At 64.2% G+C, this 16,240-nt stretch carries 17 protein-coding genes; 4 read left to right on the top strand and 13 right to left on the bottom strand.

What is annotated here, in order from left to right:
• The first annotated feature begins 64 nt into the window (after positions 1 to 64).
• Together BN1127_RS20545 and pgl are read left to right on the top strand one after the other, a co-directional pair.
• A complete protein-coding gene (locus BN1127_RS20545) occupies positions 65 to 694 on the top strand; it encodes a helix-turn-helix transcriptional regulator (protein ID WP_231557533.1) in 630 nt (209 codons plus the stop codon).
• Positions 695 to 807: 113 nt separating this feature from the next.
• On the top strand, positions 808 to 1,818 hold the full coding sequence (pgl, locus tag BN1127_RS20550; RefSeq protein WP_042650686.1) for a 6-phosphogluconolactonase: 1,011 nt from the start codon (positions 808 to 810) through the stop codon (positions 1,816 to 1,818).
• 72 nt (positions 1,819 to 1,890) lie between these two features.
• On the opposite strand, the gene BN1127_RS20555 is transcribed toward pgl, so the two are convergent.
• From BN1127_RS20555 to BN1127_RS20570, 4 genes are all read right to left on the bottom strand, one after another.
• Positions 1,891 to 2,457, bottom strand: coding sequence for a lipid-binding SYLF domain-containing protein (locus BN1127_RS20555; RefSeq protein ID WP_042650687.1), 567 nt, complete (start codon positions 2,455 to 2,457; stop codon positions 1,891 to 1,893).
• Positions 2,458 to 2,703: 246 nt separating this feature from the next.
• Complete coding sequence (locus BN1127_RS20560; protein WP_042650688.1) at positions 2,704 to 3,444, bottom strand: dienelactone hydrolase family protein; 741 nt, start codon at positions 3,442 to 3,444, stop codon at positions 2,704 to 2,706.
• 147 nt (positions 3,445 to 3,591) lie between these two features.
• Positions 3,592 to 4,830, bottom strand: a complete 1,239-nt coding sequence (locus BN1127_RS20565) for a uracil-xanthine permease family protein (protein WP_041205344.1) — start codon at positions 4,828 to 4,830, stop codon at positions 3,592 to 3,594.
• A 381-nt stretch (positions 4,831 to 5,211) separates the two neighbouring features.
• On the bottom strand, positions 5,212 to 6,921 hold the full coding sequence (locus BN1127_RS20570) for an NAD-dependent malic enzyme (protein ID WP_042650689.1): 1,710 nt from the start codon (positions 6,919 to 6,921) through the stop codon (positions 5,212 to 5,214).
• A gap of 268 nt (positions 6,922 to 7,189) precedes the next feature.
• Between BN1127_RS20570 and mobA the strand changes: the two genes are divergently transcribed.
• Together mobA and mobB are read left to right on the top strand one after the other, a co-directional pair.
• Positions 7,190 to 7,804, top strand: coding sequence for a molybdenum cofactor guanylyltransferase MobA (gene mobA / locus BN1127_RS20575; protein WP_042650690.1), 615 nt, complete (start codon positions 7,190 to 7,192; stop codon positions 7,802 to 7,804).
• Complete coding sequence (mobB, locus tag BN1127_RS23200) at positions 7,801 to 8,553, top strand: molybdopterin-guanine dinucleotide biosynthesis protein B (protein ID WP_042650691.1); 753 nt, start codon at positions 7,801 to 7,803, stop codon at positions 8,551 to 8,553. Before mobA ends, mobB begins: the two co-directional genes overlap by 4 nt.
• A 239-nt stretch (positions 8,554 to 8,792) precedes the next feature.
• On the opposite strand, the gene BN1127_RS20585 is transcribed toward mobB, so the two are convergent.
• The 9 genes from BN1127_RS20585 to BN1127_RS20625 all read right to left on the bottom strand — a co-directional run bounded on the left by BN1127_RS20585 (position 8,793) and on the right by BN1127_RS20625 (position 16,108).
• The gene (locus BN1127_RS20585) at positions 8,793 to 10,166 is read right to left on the bottom strand and encodes an HD-GYP domain-containing protein (protein WP_042650692.1); all 1,374 of its coding nucleotides are present in this window, start codon (positions 10,164 to 10,166) and stop codon (positions 8,793 to 8,795) included.
• A gap of 87 nt (positions 10,167 to 10,253) precedes the next feature.
• A complete protein-coding gene (locus BN1127_RS20590) occupies positions 10,254 to 10,811 on the bottom strand; it encodes a DUF3332 domain-containing protein (protein ID WP_005328852.1) in 558 nt (185 codons plus the stop codon).
• 161 nt (positions 10,812 to 10,972) lie between these two features.
• Positions 10,973 to 12,268, bottom strand: coding sequence for a methyl-accepting chemotaxis protein (locus BN1127_RS20595; protein WP_042650693.1), 1,296 nt, complete (start codon positions 12,266 to 12,268; stop codon positions 10,973 to 10,975).
• Positions 12,269 to 12,460: 192 nt separating this feature from the next.
• Positions 12,461 to 12,925: a GNAT family N-acetyltransferase gene (locus BN1127_RS20600; RefSeq protein ID WP_042650694.1), complete on the bottom strand. Its 465-nt coding sequence runs from the start codon at positions 12,923 to 12,925 to the stop codon at positions 12,461 to 12,463.
• Positions 12,926 to 13,011: 86 nt separating this feature from the next.
• Positions 13,012 to 13,467 (bottom strand): DoxX family protein, encoded by a 456-nt coding sequence (locus tag BN1127_RS20605; protein WP_042650695.1) that lies wholly within the window; start codon positions 13,465 to 13,467, stop codon positions 13,012 to 13,014.
• On the bottom strand, positions 13,464 to 14,216 hold the full coding sequence (locus BN1127_RS20610) for an HvfC/BufC N-terminal domain-containing protein (protein WP_042650696.1): 753 nt from the start codon (positions 14,214 to 14,216) through the stop codon (positions 13,464 to 13,466). Before BN1127_RS20610 ends, BN1127_RS20605 begins: the two co-directional genes overlap by 4 nt.
• Positions 14,209 to 15,051 (bottom strand): MNIO family bufferin maturase, encoded by an 843-nt coding sequence (bufB, locus tag BN1127_RS20615; RefSeq protein WP_042650697.1) that lies wholly within the window; start codon positions 15,049 to 15,051, stop codon positions 14,209 to 14,211. Before bufB ends, BN1127_RS20610 begins: the two co-directional genes overlap by 8 nt.
• Positions 15,052 to 15,112: 61 nt before the next feature.
• On the bottom strand, positions 15,113 to 15,376 hold the full coding sequence (locus tag BN1127_RS20620; RefSeq protein WP_005328858.1) for a BufA1 family periplasmic bufferin-type metallophore: 264 nt from the start codon (positions 15,374 to 15,376) through the stop codon (positions 15,113 to 15,115).
• A gap of 351 nt (positions 15,377 to 15,727) precedes the next feature.
• Positions 15,728 to 16,108 carry a hypothetical protein gene (locus tag BN1127_RS20625; protein WP_042650698.1) on the bottom strand — a complete coding sequence of 127 codons (381 nt, stop codon included), beginning with the start codon at positions 16,106 to 16,108 and terminating at the stop codon, positions 15,728 to 15,730.
• Positions 16,109 to 16,240: the final 132 nt, after the last annotated feature.

Consider the following 16,240-nt stretch of genomic DNA (forward strand, 5'->3'; position numbering starts at 1 on the left):
TGATGACTCATGATGAACCCTTTTTCATGGCTCCAGATGACAAACATGATCTCATATCAGGGACTTGTTCGCACCTTCCCTAGACGATCTGGTGTTCCTGGTAGGTCCCGACTACCTGAAGGCCATACGCCAGCGGATCCGGGGCAACCTGCCCACCTTGCATTTCGAGATCCTCAATCTTGCCTTCGAGCTCTTCGCCCATGACGGACCGGACGGCACCCGCATCTGGTGCCTGCAGATCAAGCCGAGCGAGAGCCAGGACGCCTCAGGCATAGAGCAGGATCACCGGCTCATCAACGAACTCGGTCACTCCCTGGCCGTACTCAGCGACAGCCAGGGAGCGGCGCCCGGTGAGCAGCATCAGCAGCTGATCGCCCGCCACCTGCCCGAAGTGGAGCAAAAACTTACCCAAATTCAAGATCCGGCCCTCAAGATGTGCCTGGAGCTGATCCGCGCCAGCATGGAGAAGAGCCTGCAGGCCGACGGCAACCAACGCCTGCTGGAGGTGCTGACCCCCTCGGAGATGCAGGTGGCCGAGTTCATTCGCAGCGGCATGTCCAGCCAGGAGATCGCCAGTGCCCTCAATGTGGCGCGCAAAACGGTGGAGAATCATCGCAACAGCGTGCGCATCAAGCTGGGGCTGGCCAATCGCGGCGTCAATCTGCGCAACTACCTGCTGAGCCTGGAAAAATAACCCGTCCCACAACAAAGACAGGGCCGGCCAATGACGACGATACCCTGCACAACTACTTGCCTGGCCTGGAACAATCATCCGATGATGAGCGCCAGAACATGAAGGAGATCACAATGCAGCAAGTCGTTTATGTCGCCAACCCGGTGAGCGGATTGATCCATGTGTTTCGACTGGAAGAGGGCGAGCTGGTCCCGCTGCAGGAAGTCCAGACCGGCGGCGAGGTGCAGCCCCTGGTCATCAGCCCGGACCAGCGCTGGCTCTATGCGGGAGTACGCCCCGACTTTCGGGTGCTGAGCTACCCCATCAGCGCGGATGGCAAGCTCGGGGCGCCCTCCTCGGCCCCGCTCGCGGGCAGCGCCTCCCACACCTGCACGGATGGGACGGGGCGCCTCTTCTTCGCCGCCTCCTACGCCTTCGACCACGTCAGCGTGTCGCCCATGGATGACGGGGGCCGGGTGCTGGCACCCCACCAGCGCATCGACCGGCTGATGGCCGCCCACTCGGTGACCTGGCTGGCGGGGCAAAACGGGGAGCAGGAGCTGCTGGTCGCCTGCCTCAAGGAGGATGTCATCCGCCGCTTCACCCTGGGAGAGGATGGCCACCTGAGCCCCCATCCTCTGGGCGACATCCACACCGCCCCCGGCGCCGGGCCACGTCACCTGACCCTGCACCCGACCAACGGGGATCTCTACTGTCTCAATGAGCTCGACTGTACCCTCAACCGCTACCACAGGGAGGCGGACGGTCGCATCAGCGCGCGGGAGAGCCTGGACATGCTACCCGAGGGTTATCAGGGAAAGCGTTGGGGAGCAGATCTGCACCTGACCCCGGACGGCCGTTTCCTCTTCACCAGCGAGCGGACCAGCAGCCTGCTGACCCTGTTTGGTGTTGATCAGGAGGACGGTGCCCTGACCCCGCTTGACCACTTCCCGACCGAATCCTGCCCCCGTGGCTTTGCCATCGACCACAGCGGCCACTATCTGATCGCCACCGGGCAGCGCTCCCGCAGCGTGGCCGTACACCGCATCGCGGCGCAGACGGGCGAGCTCAGCCTCTCCTCCCGCCACCCCGTGGGGGAAGGGGCGATGTGGGTGAGGGTGCTGAGGCTGGACAAGCCCGCCTAGCAGGCCTCAAGACTGCAGAAATGCGCGCGGCGCTCTGATGAGCGCCGCGCAGTGACAAGCTGTGGTTGGAGGTTATCTGGTGCCGTTGAGTTCATCATCCGGCCAGTACTTGTAGCCCTGCATGGTGGCCTGCGCCGCGAGCCCCTGCTCGGTGAGCTGGTACATCTTCACCTTCTGGAAGTCGGCGTTGGCCGCCTCGCTGACCACCACCTTGCCATCTTCCGCCGATTTGGCGGCCAGATCCGCCTGGGCACTGGCATCGAAGCCCGTGGTGATGAAGCGATCCAGGGCGGCGGCATCGTTGAAGATGATCACGGCCTGGAACTTCTTGATCCCCATGCCGATCCCCATCCCGGCGGTCGCCATCTTCATGTAGGTGTCACGACCGGTGCGGTTGTCACGAAGCACCCCATAACCACTGCCGGCGCTCAGTACCAGCAGGTTGTTGTTCACATTGGTGAAGACGGCATACCCCTTGGATCTTGCCACCTCCTGTCTGGTGCCCCCATCCTGCCCATACAGGGTGGAGAGGGTCTGCTGGCGCATCTGTTGAATGTGGCTGCGCTGCTCGGCGGGGGTATCGCCCTTGGCACAGCCAACCAACAGCAGAACGGCCAGAATATGAGTCCATAGACGCATGTCATTACTCCTTCGTATCTCATGTGCGGGGGCTGACGGGCCCTCTGCCGATCCAGAATCGAGTCAGGACTATCCCGGTGACCCGCTATTTGTGTTCAACATCCGGAGCATGGCTCTGGCCAGATGCAAGTCCCTCATCGCGTCAGTATAACCAGCGCCACTGAACTTCTGCTGACCCGGCCAGCAAGGAGTGGGGCCCCGCAACAGATGAATGGCATGACCCCTTGCACGCCGCCGCTCACCGCCCTACCCCTTGGTCACCTCGCCGAGAAACTCGGTGAAGCGCCGCCAGGACTTGGCATCGGCATCGCTGCGGTAATTGTCCGAGCCAAAGACGCTGAAGGCATGGGGAGCGCCGCTGTAGCTGGTCGCCTCATGCTTCACCCCGGCGCTCTCCAGCTCGGTGATGAGCGCCGCGAACTGACCCAGCGACACCGCCTGATCCGCGCTGCCATGCTGGATCAGCAAGCTGGCCCGGGTCTGCTTGTAGTCCTGTCCGGCCGGGGTCTCCAGCCCCCCATGCACGCTGACGACCCCCTTGAGGCTGGCGCCGCTGCGGGCCAGCTCCAGCACGGCGGCGCCGCCAAAGCAGTAGCCGAGTGCCACCGCATTGTCTAGCCGCCCTCCCTGTTTGCCCGCCTCGGCGAGCCCTGCCTGCAACAGCTTGCGCATCCTGGCCCTGTCCTGATAAAGCGCCCCGGTCAGCTTCTTCTTCTCCTCCATGGCGGTCGGCCTGATCCCTGCACCGAACAAGTCCACCGCGAACACGCTGTAACCGAGCGCCACCAGCATCTCGGCCCGCTTGATCTCGTAGTCGTTGAGCCCGTCCCAGTCATGAACCAGCACCACCAAGGGCGCCTGTTTGTCGGCGGCGGCCAGGTAATAGCCCTCGAAGGGTTGACCATCGACCTGGTAGCGCACCGCACCGGCCTGGGCCGCGCCCCCCCAGATGAGCCCAATCAGGGCCAGGATCCATCTCGTCTTCATGTTCGTCTCCTTGACTGTGAACAACGCCCCTGATTGTAGTCGCCAGGCCGAGCCACGATGAGTCAAGGCCCTCCGACCGGGAGCGACAAAAGCAAGAGGCCACCCTGGGGTGGCCTCTTGGCATTGCAGTGGCTGACGGGTCGTCATTCAGTCCTTGGCAGACTCCATCGCGCCCTCTTCGGAGTGCTGGGGCAGAATGAGGTTCAGCAGGATCGCGGCCACCGAGGCCAGGCCGACACCGGCCAGGGCGAAGTCACCTATCTTCATCTCCAGCGCGCCGACCCCTACTGTCAGGGTCACGGCCACGATGGCGATGTTGCGGGACAGCCCCAGATCCACCTTGGACTCCACCAGGGTCTTGAGACCGATGGCGGCGATGGATCCGAACAGCAGCAGCATGATACCCCCCATCACCGGCATGGGGATGGAGGTGAGCAGGGCGTTGAACTTGCCAAAGAAGGCCAGAATGATGGCGAACACCGCGGCCCAGGTCATGGTGACCGGGTTGAAGTTGCGGGTGATCATCACGGCGCCGGTCACTTCTGCATAGGTGGTGACGGGAGGGCCACCGATGAAACCGGCGAAGCAGACGCCGATGCCGTCACCGGCCAGGGTGCGGTGCAGGCCCGGGTTCTTGGTGTAGTCCTGCCCGGTCACACCGCCGATGGCCAGTACGCCACCGATGTGCTCGATGCAGGGGGCGATGGCCACCGGCAGCATGAAGAGGGCGGCAGCCCAGTTGATCTCGGGGGTCTCGAAGTGGGGCAGCGCCAGCCAGGGGGCGTTGACCATGCCCTCGAAACTCACCTGACCCATCAGCACCGCGGCCACATAACCGGCGATGACGCCGGAGAGAATGGGGATGAGCTTGATCCACCCCTTGCAGAACACGGCCGCAATCAGCGTGACAGCGAGCGAAATCCCCGCCAGAGTCAGCGCGGTGGCAGGGGCCACCACCTGCTCGGCCCCGGCACGGCCCATGGCCATGTTGCAGGCCACCTGGGCCACCGACAGGCCGATCACCATGATCACCGGACCAATCACCACGGGGGGCAGCAGCTTGTGCACGAAACCCATGCCCCGCACGCGAATGAGGGCCGCCAGGATGAAGTACATGAAGCCGGCGGCAAACAGACCGAACATGGTGGAGGGCAGGCCCCAGGTCTGGGTGGCATAGATGATGGGGGCGATGAAGGCGAAGCTGGAGCCGAGGAAGATCGGCACCTGGCGACGGGTGCAGAGCTGGAACAACAGGGTGCCTACACCGGCGCCAAGCAGGGCCATGGAGGGGTTCAATCCGGTGAGCAGGGGCACCAGAACCATGGCACCGAAGGCGACAAACAGAATTTGCAGCCCGGCGACACTTTGCTTGACCAAGGAAAACATGGGTATCCTTAATTTTTTGATAACTGACAGGGATAATTGACACTTTTCAGTTATCACAAGACTTTTTCAAGGCATGAAATGAGCCTGTTGGCGTCATTTGTTACCTTTTACTGCTTGGGGAGGGCATGAAACTGGCTTTTTAGGCGGGATTCGTTGCTACAAGCATCGAGTATGCGATTTTACGCACTTTTGTGGCCGACGCCAATCGTTTTTCTGGCCGGGTGTGATGACAAGGTTTTCAGCCCGGGCCATCACCCAGCGCCTGCGTCGGGAGCTGGGCTCAAAAAAGTGCAGCATCCACCGACCATGGTCCCGCTGTGGTCGGTGGACACAAAAAAACGGGGTGGCTGGCGCCACCCCGTCGAGTTTTTCGACACCCCGTCAGACCCGGCGGTAGGGCAGATAGACCGGCTCCCACATGTGGCTCAGGAGGTGCTGCTGCAGATCCTGGCCGATGAGCGGGTGGGAAGGATCCTTGCGCACTATGTCTTTGAGCACCGCGGTCGCCACGTGCACCGAGATGCTGCGCAGCTCGCTGATCCTCGGGTAGACGGTGCCGCGGGCGAGATCCGCCTCATCCACGCACTCCGCCAACGCGAAGGCCGCGGTGGTGAAGATGTCCGGGCTTATCTCGCGGATCTGGCTGACGATGGCGGCCAGCCCCACGCCGGGGAAGATGAAGACATTGTTGCCCTGCCCGACACGGTAGCTCTGCCCCTCGAACTCCACGTCCTTGAACGGGCTGCCGGTGGCGACGATGGCGCGGCCCTGGCTCCAGCGATAGATGTCTTCCGGCAGCGCCTCGCAGTTGGCGGTGGGGTTGGAGAGGGGGAACACCATGGGGCGCTCGCAGTGGGCCAGCATCAGCTGGATGTGCTCCTCCTGGAAGGCGCCACCGGCGCCGCTGGTGCCAAGCAGCACGCTGATGGGCACGTGGCGCAGCACCTCGGTCAGCCCAGCCTTGCCCTGCAGATCCCACTGGGCCAGCAGCAGGCCCGGCTTGGCGTAGCGACGCTTGTATTCGTCCAGCCCCTCGCGGTTGTCGCACACCAGTCCCTGGGTATCCAGGATGTAGATGCGATCCCGGGCCGCCTGCGGGTCAAGCCCCTCGCGGATCATGCCGGCGCAGATCTGATCCGCCACCCCGACCCCGCCGGCCCCGGCGCCATAGACCAGGTAGTTCTGCTGGCCCAGGGTCTCACCCTTAGACTTGACGGCGCCGATGATGCCCGCCAGCACCACGGCTCCGGTGCCCTGGATGTCGTCGTTGAACGAGGGCAGCGTCTGCTGGTAGCGCGACAGATTGTTGAAGGCGTTGGACTTGCTGAAGTCCTCCCACTGCAGCACGGCGTTGGGGAAGTGGCGCTTGACCCCGGCCACGAACTTGTCGATGAAGTCGTCGTACTCCTTGCCACGAATGCGCTTGTGGGGCTGACCCAGGTACATGGGGTCATCCAGCAGCGCCTGATTGTCGGTGCCCACGTCCAGCGCGATGGGCAGGCAGCAGGCGGGATGGATGCCAGCCCCCAGGGTATAGAGGGAGAGCTTGCCGATGGGGATGCCCATGCCCCCCACCCCCTGATCGCCGATGCCGAGGATCCCCTGGCTGTCGGTCACCACTATGATGCGTACCGCCTTGGCGTCCATGTGCCGCGCCAGCGAACCCATGTCATCGACGTTCTTCGGGGTGATGTAGAGGCCGCGCGGCTTCTGGAAGCGGTGGCTGAACTCCTGACACGCCTTGCCCACGGTCGGGGTATAGATGTAGGGGGTCATCTCCTCCACATGACGCGACAGCAGGGCGTAGAACAGGGTCTCGTTGCGATCCTGCAATGCCCGCAGGTTCTGGTACTTCTCGATGTCGCTGCAGGCGCTCAGGAAGCCCTGATAGACCCTGTCCAGCTGGGCTTCGAAGGTCTGTACCTGGGGCGGCAACAGGCCGTCGAGCTCGAAATCGGCGCGCTCCTGTTCGGTGAAGGCGGTGCCCTTGTTGAGATTGCGATCGTTGAGCAGATCGGTGCCTGTCAGTGCAACGGGGCGAAAGTCCTCTCCCTGTGCGTCTTTCCACAGCAGATATTGTCCGGTAGCCATAGTCATTCTCTTTGATTTACATGAAGTTGCCATTCGGCAGGAGAGCAAGACTCAGATTGCAGGGGATCATATGACGTTTGGGGATTCGGTTTTGTGAGCTTGGGCATACCCTGCGGCCAAAGCCCCCTCTCCTGCCGGGCTCATGGCCGTCGGGCTTGCCCCGGCGGGGCGCTTGGCGCAAGATCGGCAGACATTCGATGCCGCGAGCGCCTTTGCTAGAGCAGACGCTGAACACGCGGCATATCACCTCACAGACCCCTGGAGCCCCATGAGCCGCAGCGACCCCACCTTCCCCGTCTCCGCCGTGATCCTGGCCGGCGGCCGTGCCACCCGCATGGGGGGCGACGACAAGGGCTGGGTGCCCCTGGCGGGCCAGCCCCTGGTAGCCCATGTGCTGGAGCGCCTGCGCCCCCAGGTGGACGAGGTGCTGATCAACGCCAACCGCAGCGAGGATCGCTACCGGCAACTGGCCCCCGTCATCGGCGACACGCAGGCCGATTTCCAGGGGCCGCTGGCGGGCATGCAGGCCGGCCTGGCCGCCGCCTGCCACGACTGGGTGCTGTTTGTCCCCTGTGACGGGCCCGCCCTGCCACGGGATCTGATGGCCCGCTTTCGCGCCGCCCTGACGCCGCAGACCGAACTGGTGGTGGCCCACGACGGGGAGCACCTGCAACCCGTGGTCGCCCTGCTGCACCGCAGCCTGCTGCCCTCCCTGCAACGGGCACTGGCAGAGGGAGAGCGCAAGACCGGGGCCTGGTTTGCCCGCCACCGGATGACGGTGGTGCCCTTTGCCGATGCGCCGGATGCCTTCATCAATCTCAACAGCCCGGCCGAGCTCGCCGCCTACGAGGCGAGGTTGCTGGCGGGCGGAGACACGCCATGAGTACCCTCCCCCTGCTCGGCTTCGTCGCCTGGAGCGGTACCGGCAAGACCACCTTGCTGGAGCGGCTCATCCCCCTGCTCGGCCAGCGTGGCCTGCGGCTCGGGGTGCTCAAGCATACCCATCACGACTTCGACATGGACAAGCCCGGCAAAGACAGCCATCGCCTGCGCCAGGCGGGAGCCCGGCAGGTGATGGCGGCCTCCGACCGGCGCCACGCCCTGATCTGCGAGACCCCGGAGGGCGAGCCCCCCCTGGAGGCGCTGCTGGCACGTTTCGACCGGAACCAGCTCGATCTGCTGCTGATCGAGGGGTTCAAGCATCGCCATTTTCCCAAGATTGAGCTGCACCGCGGCGCCATCGGCCGGCCGCTGCTGTTTCCGGATGACCCGGACATCGTCGCCCTCATCAGCGATCGGCCTCAGGCCACGACGCTGCCCCAGTTTCGTTTCGAGGATCTGGATGCCATCGCCGACTTCATTTGTGCCCGGCTGCCCATCCGGGACGCCCAGCCCCCTCTCCCGCCGCTGCGCCTGCTCGCCCGCGCCCAGGAGGCTATCCCCAATCCGGCGGGGGAGACCTGCCTGCCCGGCTACCTCAGCCAGGATGCCGACGGCTGCTTGCTGGTCCGTCCGGCCAGTGCTGTCATGCCCTCTACCCTGCCTGCGGCCAACTGCCTGATCGAATGCGCCACCAACTCGGCCATTGCCCCCGGCGAGCGGGTCCGGATCCGCCTCTTGTCGGGGGAGTAACAGTCGCTGCGGCCTCCCACACAAGAAGTTCGACCCGACATGAGATGGTGCCGCCCGAACACAGCGCTCGCCCGCGTCACTCTGCCGAGCTAAAGCCATCAGTAGCTGCTCGCCAGCCTGTCCCCTGCTTGGGCTGGTAATACTCCCCCCTCAGCCAGCGCTCCAAAACAACACACCCCGCAATGCGGGGTGTGTCTGTCTTTGCATCTGGCCGCTTGGCCATGACGGGGCTAAAGGCCTTAACCGGCCTGCGCCAGCGGCTGCTCGGGACTGAGGTAGATGGAAAAATCCCGGATCCCCGCCTGCAAGGCGGTGAAACAGTCGGGATCGATGGCGGTGCCCAGATGCTCGGCCATCATCTCCAGCGCCTGGGGCACCGGGATGGCCCCGCGATAGGGACGCTTGGCGGTAATGGCATCGAAGATGTCGGCAGTGGTGATGATGCGCGTCTCGAGCGCGATGTCCGCAGCGCTGAGCCCTTTTGGATACCCCTTGCCATCCAGGCGTTCATGATGGGCCCCCGCCACTTGCGCCAGCTCCTCGAAGGCGCCAATCCGGCTCAGGATCTCCTCGGTATAGGCGGCATGCATCTGCACCGCGGCCCACTCCTGCGCATTGAGCTTGTCTGGTTTGTCGAGAATGGCGTTGCTCACCCCAAGCTTGCCCACGTCATGGAGCAGGGCACCCCGTTTGAGCCATCGCCGCCTCGATTCAGACAGTCCCATCTGAGCGGCAATGATGTCGGTATAGAGCGCGACCCTGCCGCTGTGGCCCGCGGTGTATGGACTCTTGGAGTCCACCACCTGACCGAAGGCCGCCGCTATCTCGTCCAGATAATCCTCATCCAGCGCCACCTCCCCCTGACCGGCCGGGTGGTCGAAGACCCACTCGGTCAGCCTGGGGTCGGTCAGCCCTTGCCAGAAATCGTCGTCGGCCAGCGCTTCAAATTCGCTGACCAGGGCGGGATCAAACCAGCTGCCGCTGCGCTCGCGCAGCTCCCTGAGCGCAGCATCCGGCCCTGCGGCGGCGTGAAACACATCGACCACCTGGCAGAGCAGGGCGATGCGGGAGAAGAGCGGGATCGCCTCGCCAGCCAGTTGCAGTGGCCGCCCCTTGCCGTTCCAGTGTTCATCGAGGGAGAGAATGCCTGCGGCCACCTCGTCACTGAAGCGCAGCTGGCGAGCGATGTCCGCCCCCCGATGACAGCGGGTCTGGATCAGTTCGTTGGCTATCTGATCGCCGTTGCGAAAGATATGGAACAGGCTGCGAAAGCGCCCCAGCAGGTCCGTCTGCAAGCCGGTATGACCCAACACGAAGTTGACTACCTCGGAGAGGGAGCCATCCACCAGCTTGAAGTCGCGCTTGAAGTGAAGATCGTCGGTGAGGTAGAGCTCGCAGATACGGGCGGCATTGCTGCTGCAACCCAGATCCTTGAGCAGGAGCGTGTAGTAGAGATCGTGGCGTTGCCGGGCATCCAGTCCCAGCCGCTCCCCCAGACGAGAACCTATCCAGCAACAGCGGATGCAGTGCCCTCTGGGTTGACCCTCAGTCATGTCCAAAGCATGGCTGAGGGAACCAATCAACTCTGCCAATCGCAAACCCCTCACCGTCATAACCTGCTTCCTTGTACGTCATGGCGATCTTGCCACCAGCTTATGTATACCCTTTCCAGAGAAGAAAAGATCAGGTTCCTGAGGAACTTAAACGTCAGCCTTGCCTGAGCTTGCCGTTTCGTCCAACTGCTTGCGGGTCAGGGTCGAGACCAGCTTGTCGTCCAGATAGATCTCCAGCAGTTCGCCGCGCATCTCCCCCCGCATCATGTCGCGATGGCCGTCGATGTAGTGGATCTCCATCTGGGCCGTGCGCTCGTCGGGGTAGCTCACCTTCACCTCGCGCACCCCTTGCGGCAGCATGGCGAGCGGCACCTTGTTGAGGGCCGGATCCAGATGCTGGTTGACCTTGATCACCGCATCGGCCTTGTGATCCACCAGCGCCGGGGACTTGCCGGTGATGGGGTTCTTGCCAGACCAGAATTCGATGGTGTTGAACACGAACAGATCCGCCGTCGCCGCCAGACCATAGACGGGGGAGAGCAGGACGAAGACACCGGCACGACCGTAGCGATTGTCCACCACGCTGAGGTTGCCCTTGGTCACCATGGAGGAGAGGCCCATCTGCCCCATGCAACCGCCGAGCCCCATGCTCGCCACCGTCCCCAGCAGCAGGGCCAGGGCCCTGCCTTTCTGTCGTACTGCCATTGTTCTCTACCTGCTCATTGAAAAAAGAGGCGGCAGCCTAAACAAGGCGGCGGGGCGCCACAATTCACAAGGACGGGGTCGTACAGCCAAGGTTCAGCTTGAGTGCTCGTTCGCTCACTCTTTTGGCGATCTAGCCAGACGGTGTCGTCAGGGACGACGACTCAGATGGAGAGTGCCGAGACCGTCTGCGAAACCCGGCTCGCCTCCCGGTGGATGTCGCTCATCAGCTTGTCCACCTCGCTGATTTGCTGCTTGCCGAGTTCGGCGCTGCCCGCCACCCCGGCCATGTCGTCGGTCACCCTGGCGGTCAGCTCGCGGTTCTTCTGCACCACCTTGGCTATCTCGCCGGTGGAGAGGGAAGTGCGAGCCGCCAGTTGACGCACCTCGTCGGCCACCACCGCAAAGCCCCGTCCCTGCTCCCCCGCCCGCGCCGCCTCGATGGCCGCGTTGAGGGCCAGCAGGTTGGTCTGATCGGCGATGGCGCTGATGGTCGAGACGATGGCCTCGATACTCCTGGACTGCTCGTTGAGCTGACCGATGAGGGCGATGGCCGCATCCACTTGGGCGGCAATGAGGGAAGAGGTATCGACCACGGCGCGCAGCAGCTCGGCCCCGGCTTCGGCGCTGCCAAGGGTCTCCTGCGCTGTGCTGTGGGCGAGCCGGGCCGCTTCCCGGGTGGCATTGTTCTGCTCGATGCGGGCCGTGATGTCGCTGGCAAACTTGACGACCCTGACCACCTTGCCGCGCTGGTCCCGGATAGGGTTGTAGGTGGCCTCCAGCCAGACGGGCTCTCCCCGGCTGTTGTGGCGCATGAAGAGGCCTGACTTGAACTGGCCACGGGCCAGCTCCTCCCAGAATGTGGGCTGCTCGCGCAGGAAGGCCTCGTCACAGAACATCCTGTGATGCTTGCCCGCCAGCTCGCTCAGGCGATAGCCCATGGTGTCGAGGAAGTTGGCGTTGGCGCTGATGATCTCGCCGCTCGGGGTGAACTCTATCATGGCCCGGGAGCGGTCCAGCGCCTGGGACAGCGCCTCCATGTGTTGCAGCCGCTGATGTCGGGCCGTCACATCGCTGGCCATCTTCACTACCCGGGTCACCCTGCCCTGGGTCTTCACCGGGAAATAGCTCGCCTCCAGCCAGCACGTCTCCCCCTGCCGGTTGACCCGCTCGAAGGTGCCGGACTGCGCCTCCCCCTGGGCGAGGCGGCGCCAGAACTGCTGATAGTCGGTGGAGCCGGTCCAGCCTTCGGGGCAGAGCAGGCGGTGGTGGCGCCCCAGCAGCTCGCTCGCGCCATACCCCATCAGGCTCAGGAAGGGCTCGCTGACCTCCAGGATCTCCCCGTCCGGGCTGAAGATGATGGTCGCGGCGCCATCCTTGATCGCCTCAACGACACTCTGCTGCTCATCGAGCCGGGTCTGACAGGCCAGCAACTGCGCCTTGAGTTTGTGATTGAACATGACACTCCTACCTCGTTGACGATCCGGATCGGCACCACAGCCTGACCCCACTGACTGTATCGGCCCCGCCAACCTCGATATGAGTGGTCAGATGACGTTGGATCATGGGGGCGCGCAGTGCAGAGAAAAGCGACTAGGCCGCCAAGGGCTGCCAATACGTAGCAGAATCCTCTCCGGATCACTGCGCCTCGCTCAGGGCGCCGGGCACCACTCCAGGCAGGCCGGATTGGCCACGAAACCGAGCCGCTCGTAGAGCGGGCGTCCCTCGTCGCTGGCGTGCAGCCACAGCTTGCCGAGTTGCTGTTCCCGGGCATGGCGCGCCATGGCGTCGAGCAAGGCGCTCGCCATGCCCCGCTTGCGCCAGGCAGGCCGGGTGTACATGTTGAGCAGATAGGCCTCGTGCCCCGCCAGGTTGCCCGGATAGGGCGGTCGCACGAAGAGGGCCAGGGTGCCGCACGCCACCGCTTCGCCCTCGACCTCCACCAGCCAGGAGCGGGCGCTGCCATCCGCCTGCGCCGCGCTGAAATAGGCCTGGGTCGCCTGCCACAGCGCCGCATCCGCCAGCGGGTCATCAAGCTCCCCCACCTCGCAAAACAGTGCCATGCGCAGCCGCACCAGGGCGGGAATATCGGCAGCCAGGGCCTCGCGAACCATCATCTTTCTCTCCTCGGGTGGCATGACGGGGCTCTTTGCCCCTGTCACCATGACAAGAGGGGCCAACCATCACTCATTTGGCACCCACATTAATGGCCGCGACGCCCCCTGGCAAGGCGCCAGCTGTCCAGCGCCAGGGGGCCTGCGCCCCACACCGCCAGGGTCAGCAGCATCCAGCCCCACAGCTGGTGATCGTGAAAGCCCCCCGCCCACAGGGCGGGATAGGAGATGACCGCCATGGCGTTGAAGCCAAACAGCAGCAAGGCGACCGGGCGGGTGAAAAGGCCCGCCAGCAGGAACAGCGGCAGCAGCAGCTCGGTCGCGGTGCCCGCGTAGGCCGCCCACTGCCAGGGCAGCAGGGGCACCTGATACTCGAACTCGAACAGGTAGAGGGTGGAGTCCCAGGCCGTGAACTTGAGCCAGCCGGATCGCAGGAAGACGGCGGCGACCCAGAGCCTGGCCAGCAGCAGCAGGGCGCCGCTGCACCAGGGCAGGATGCGCTCGGCAAAGAGGCCAAGCGGCTTGGAGAGAGTCTGTGTTGTCATGGGGCAAGCTCCAGATCGACCAGTAGATCGAGGGTGATGAGGGGGGCCAGGTGTTCGGCCATGGCCGGCTCCCGGACCAGCAGGCTGGCCAGCGACCTGCCCTGCTGGCAGCCTTGCAGCAATCGCCAGGAGGTTGCATCCAGGGGGATGGGGTCCACCCTGTGACCGAGCCGTTTCTTGAGCGCCAGCCAGCTCGGGGCACCCAGCTCGCTGACCGTCTCCCCGCCGTGCAGGGCCATCTGCCAGAGCGCCAGCACGGGGTGGCGGCTCTCTAGCAGCAACAGATCGCAGGCAGGGTGCAGCACCAGTTGCTCCCACTGTGCAGGAGAGAGGCCGGCGAGTCGCTCGGCAGGCCAGCGCCTGGACTCGGGCGCCAGCAGGGAGGCGCGCTCGAGCATCCACTCGAAGCGGGCCAGCTCCCCGAGCCAGGGCAGGGCCCGGGTGGTCGGCAGGCGGGTGAGCCAGTCGCCGAAGCCCTCCCCATAGTGCATGACGCTCCCCTCCCGCAGGGGCTCGGCCAGCACGAATCCCCGGGCGGCGGCGGCAAAGAACGCTTCTCCCACCATGGCCTTGACGGCGGGATAACTGCTGGCGAGCACCTCGGTGAGGCCGAGGATGACGTTGTTGCGATAGATCTGCAGCACGGCGTCGGCAGGAAAACGCCCCGGCTGGAGGTGCGCCAGGATGGTGTCATCCTCGCCGAGCAGGCCGCTCGCAAAGCAGCTTTGCAGGGAGGCCAGCTCAGACATGGGCGGCCTCCCGGGAGCTTCGCTGCGCCGCGCTCAGTATGGCGTCGGCACGCCCGGCCTCCCCCAGCAGCACCGGCAGCGGTGGAATGTCCTGATCCCACTCGATCAGGGTGGGGATGGCGCGCGGCTGGCAGACCTGCCGATAGAGTTCCCACACGGGGGGCGCCACCGGAGTGCTGTGGGTATCGATATAGAGGTGCCCCTGTGGCAACACCTTGTCGGTAAAACCGGCCAGATGGATCTCCCCGACCGTCTGGAGGTCGATGGCGGCCAGGTAGTCGGCGCCATCGAAGCCGTGATTGATGCTGCTGACATAAAGGTTGTTGAGATCGAGCAGGACGCCGCAGCCGCTGCGCCGCGCCAGCTCGGCCAGAAACTCAGCTTCCCCCATCTCCCCGGGCAGTTGCAGATAGGAGGAGGGATTCTCGATGAGCAGTTGCCGGCCCAGCGCCTGCTGCACCCTGTCAACCTTGTCGCTCATGTGCGAGAGGGCCTCACGGGTGTAGGGCATGGGCAGCAGATCGTTGAAATAGCGCCCGCCGATGCTGCCCCAGCTCAGGTGCTCGGAGACCCGCACCGGTGAGATGGTCGCCACCAGAGCCGCCAGCTTGCGCAGGTGGGCGGGATCGAGCGAGTCGGCAGAGCCCAGCGACATGCCAACCCCGTGCAGGCTGACGGGGTAGTGTGCGGCGAGTTCGGCCAGCACCTCGAAGCCCTTGCTGTGGCGCTCGAAGTAGTTTTCGCTGTGCACCTCGAGCCAGCCGACTGCGGGCAGGGTCTGGCGGATCTCGTCGTAGTGGGGGGGACGTAAACCTATACCGATCAGTGGGTTCATGGCAGGGCTCCCTCAGAGGAAGGGGCCATGGTGCGGCGGGTGCCACACCATGGCATGGGGCTTACTTGGGTTGCAGCGACCCGCCCGCCAGCTTCTCGCACAGGCCCTTGGGCACCACCACGAAGGCATCCCCCTGGGCATCCATCTTGGCGGTACCGGCGCAGGAGCCGCCCTTGCTGGCGCAATCGTTCTTGCCCGCCTTGACCACGCCGTAGCACTTCTCCTTGTCGTCCGCCGCCATGACTGGCGCGGCGATGAACTGGGCACCCAGGGCCAGCAGACCCGTCATGGCAGAGGCGATGGCAGTACTCTTTTTCACGTTCATGTCCCTATTCCTTATTGTCGAGAGTGATGTCTCCGGCGCATGTCATCCGGCTACGTCCAATAGAACCGGCGCCGGGGAGAAAAGATTTCCGACAAATTGAAAAAGCCTGAAAAAAAGCCCATAAAAAGCCAGCAAGGCATTGTTTTTAAATGGATATTTATTTAATCAAAAAAGAGGCGGAGTGAAGCTCCGCCTGCTGTCCCTCATCAACGCGTCGTTCGCAGCCCTTGCTGAGGCGCGCCGGGGTCACGTCAATCCGGTTCTGGCACCACAACAAGAGAGGGGCCGATGGCCCCTCTCCTCCCTCGGGCGACGATCTTCCCAAGGCGCTCACTCCTGGCCCCCAAGGGTTCAGGTGGTCTTGACGCACTTTTGCACGAAGCTGTTCTTGGCCGCCCCGGCGAGCTTCTTGTCCGCCGCCGCCTTCTCGCACTGGGTCGCCTTGTCAGCGGCCCCGTCCGTCTTCACGCACTTCTGGATAAAGCTGTTCTTGGCAGCCCCGGCCAGCTTCTTGTCGGCGGCCGCCTTCTCACACTGGCTCGCCTTGGCGCTGGCGGAGGCATCCTTGACGCACTTGCCCACAAAGCTGGTCTTGGCGGCCCCCGCCAGTTTTTTGGCCGCTGCCTGGGCCTCGCACTCCTGCTGCGCGCCAGGGGTCGCGCCCTGGGCCACCCCCATTCCCATGCCCAACACCGTCAAACACAGACTCAACACCATCAGGATCCGCTTCATATGACAAACTCCCATCCATCTATCCATTGTGGTTAGCCCCAACTCACGCGGGCCAAACGAGGCACCCTCGCCTCGCTGCACTATAGTCCCCCCGCCCCGTGACAACAAAAAGCGCCCCGGCTCGCCAAATAC

Source organism: Aeromonas media (assembly GCF_000819985.1).
In the GTDB taxonomy this organism is placed as follows: Bacteria; Pseudomonadota; Gammaproteobacteria; order Enterobacterales; family Aeromonadaceae; genus Aeromonas; species Aeromonas media.

Coding starts and splice junctions, on each gene's coding strand:
- pgl (WP_042650686.1), top strand. CDS start 808: ATGCAGCAAGTCGTTTATGTCGCCAACCCGGTGAGCGGATTGATCCAT.
- BN1127_RS20555 (WP_042650687.1), bottom strand. CDS start 2,457: ATGCGTCTATGGACTCATATTCTGGCCGTTCTGCTGTTGGTTGGCTGT.
- BN1127_RS20560 (WP_042650688.1), bottom strand. CDS start 3,444: ATGAAGACGAGATGGATCCTGGCCCTGATTGGGCTCATCTGGGGGGGC.
- BN1127_RS20565 (WP_041205344.1), bottom strand. CDS start 4,830: ATGTTTTCCTTGGTCAAGCAAAGTGTCGCCGGGCTGCAAATTCTGTTT.
- BN1127_RS20570 (WP_042650689.1), bottom strand. CDS start 6,921: ATGGCTACCGGACAATATCTGCTGTGGAAAGACGCACAGGGAGAGGAC.
- mobA (WP_042650690.1), top strand. CDS start 7,190: ATGAGCCGCAGCGACCCCACCTTCCCCGTCTCCGCCGTGATCCTGGCC.
- mobB (WP_042650691.1), top strand. CDS start 7,801: ATGAGTACCCTCCCCCTGCTCGGCTTCGTCGCCTGGAGCGGTACCGGC.
- BN1127_RS20585 (WP_042650692.1), bottom strand. CDS start 10,166: ATGACGGTGAGGGGTTTGCGATTGGCAGAGTTGATTGGTTCCCTCAGC.
- BN1127_RS20590 (WP_005328852.1), bottom strand. CDS start 10,811: ATGGCAGTACGACAGAAAGGCAGGGCCCTGGCCCTGCTGCTGGGGACG.
- BN1127_RS20595 (WP_042650693.1), bottom strand. CDS start 12,268: ATGTTCAATCACAAACTCAAGGCGCAGTTGCTGGCCTGTCAGACCCGG.
- BN1127_RS20600 (WP_042650694.1), bottom strand. CDS start 12,925: ATGATGGTTCGCGAGGCCCTGGCTGCCGATATTCCCGCCCTGGTGCGG.
- BN1127_RS20605 (WP_042650695.1), bottom strand. CDS start 13,467: ATGACAACACAGACTCTCTCCAAGCCGCTTGGCCTCTTTGCCGAGCGC.
- BN1127_RS20610 (WP_042650696.1), bottom strand. CDS start 14,216: ATGTCTGAGCTGGCCTCCCTGCAAAGCTGCTTTGCGAGCGGCCTGCTC.
- bufB (WP_042650697.1), bottom strand. CDS start 15,051: ATGAACCCACTGATCGGTATAGGTTTACGTCCCCCCCACTACGACGAG.
- BN1127_RS20620 (WP_005328858.1), bottom strand. CDS start 15,376: ATGAACGTGAAAAAGAGTACTGCCATCGCCTCTGCCATGACGGGTCTG.
- BN1127_RS20625 (WP_042650698.1), bottom strand. CDS start 16,108: ATGAAGCGGATCCTGATGGTGTTGAGTCTGTGTTTGACGGTGTTGGGC.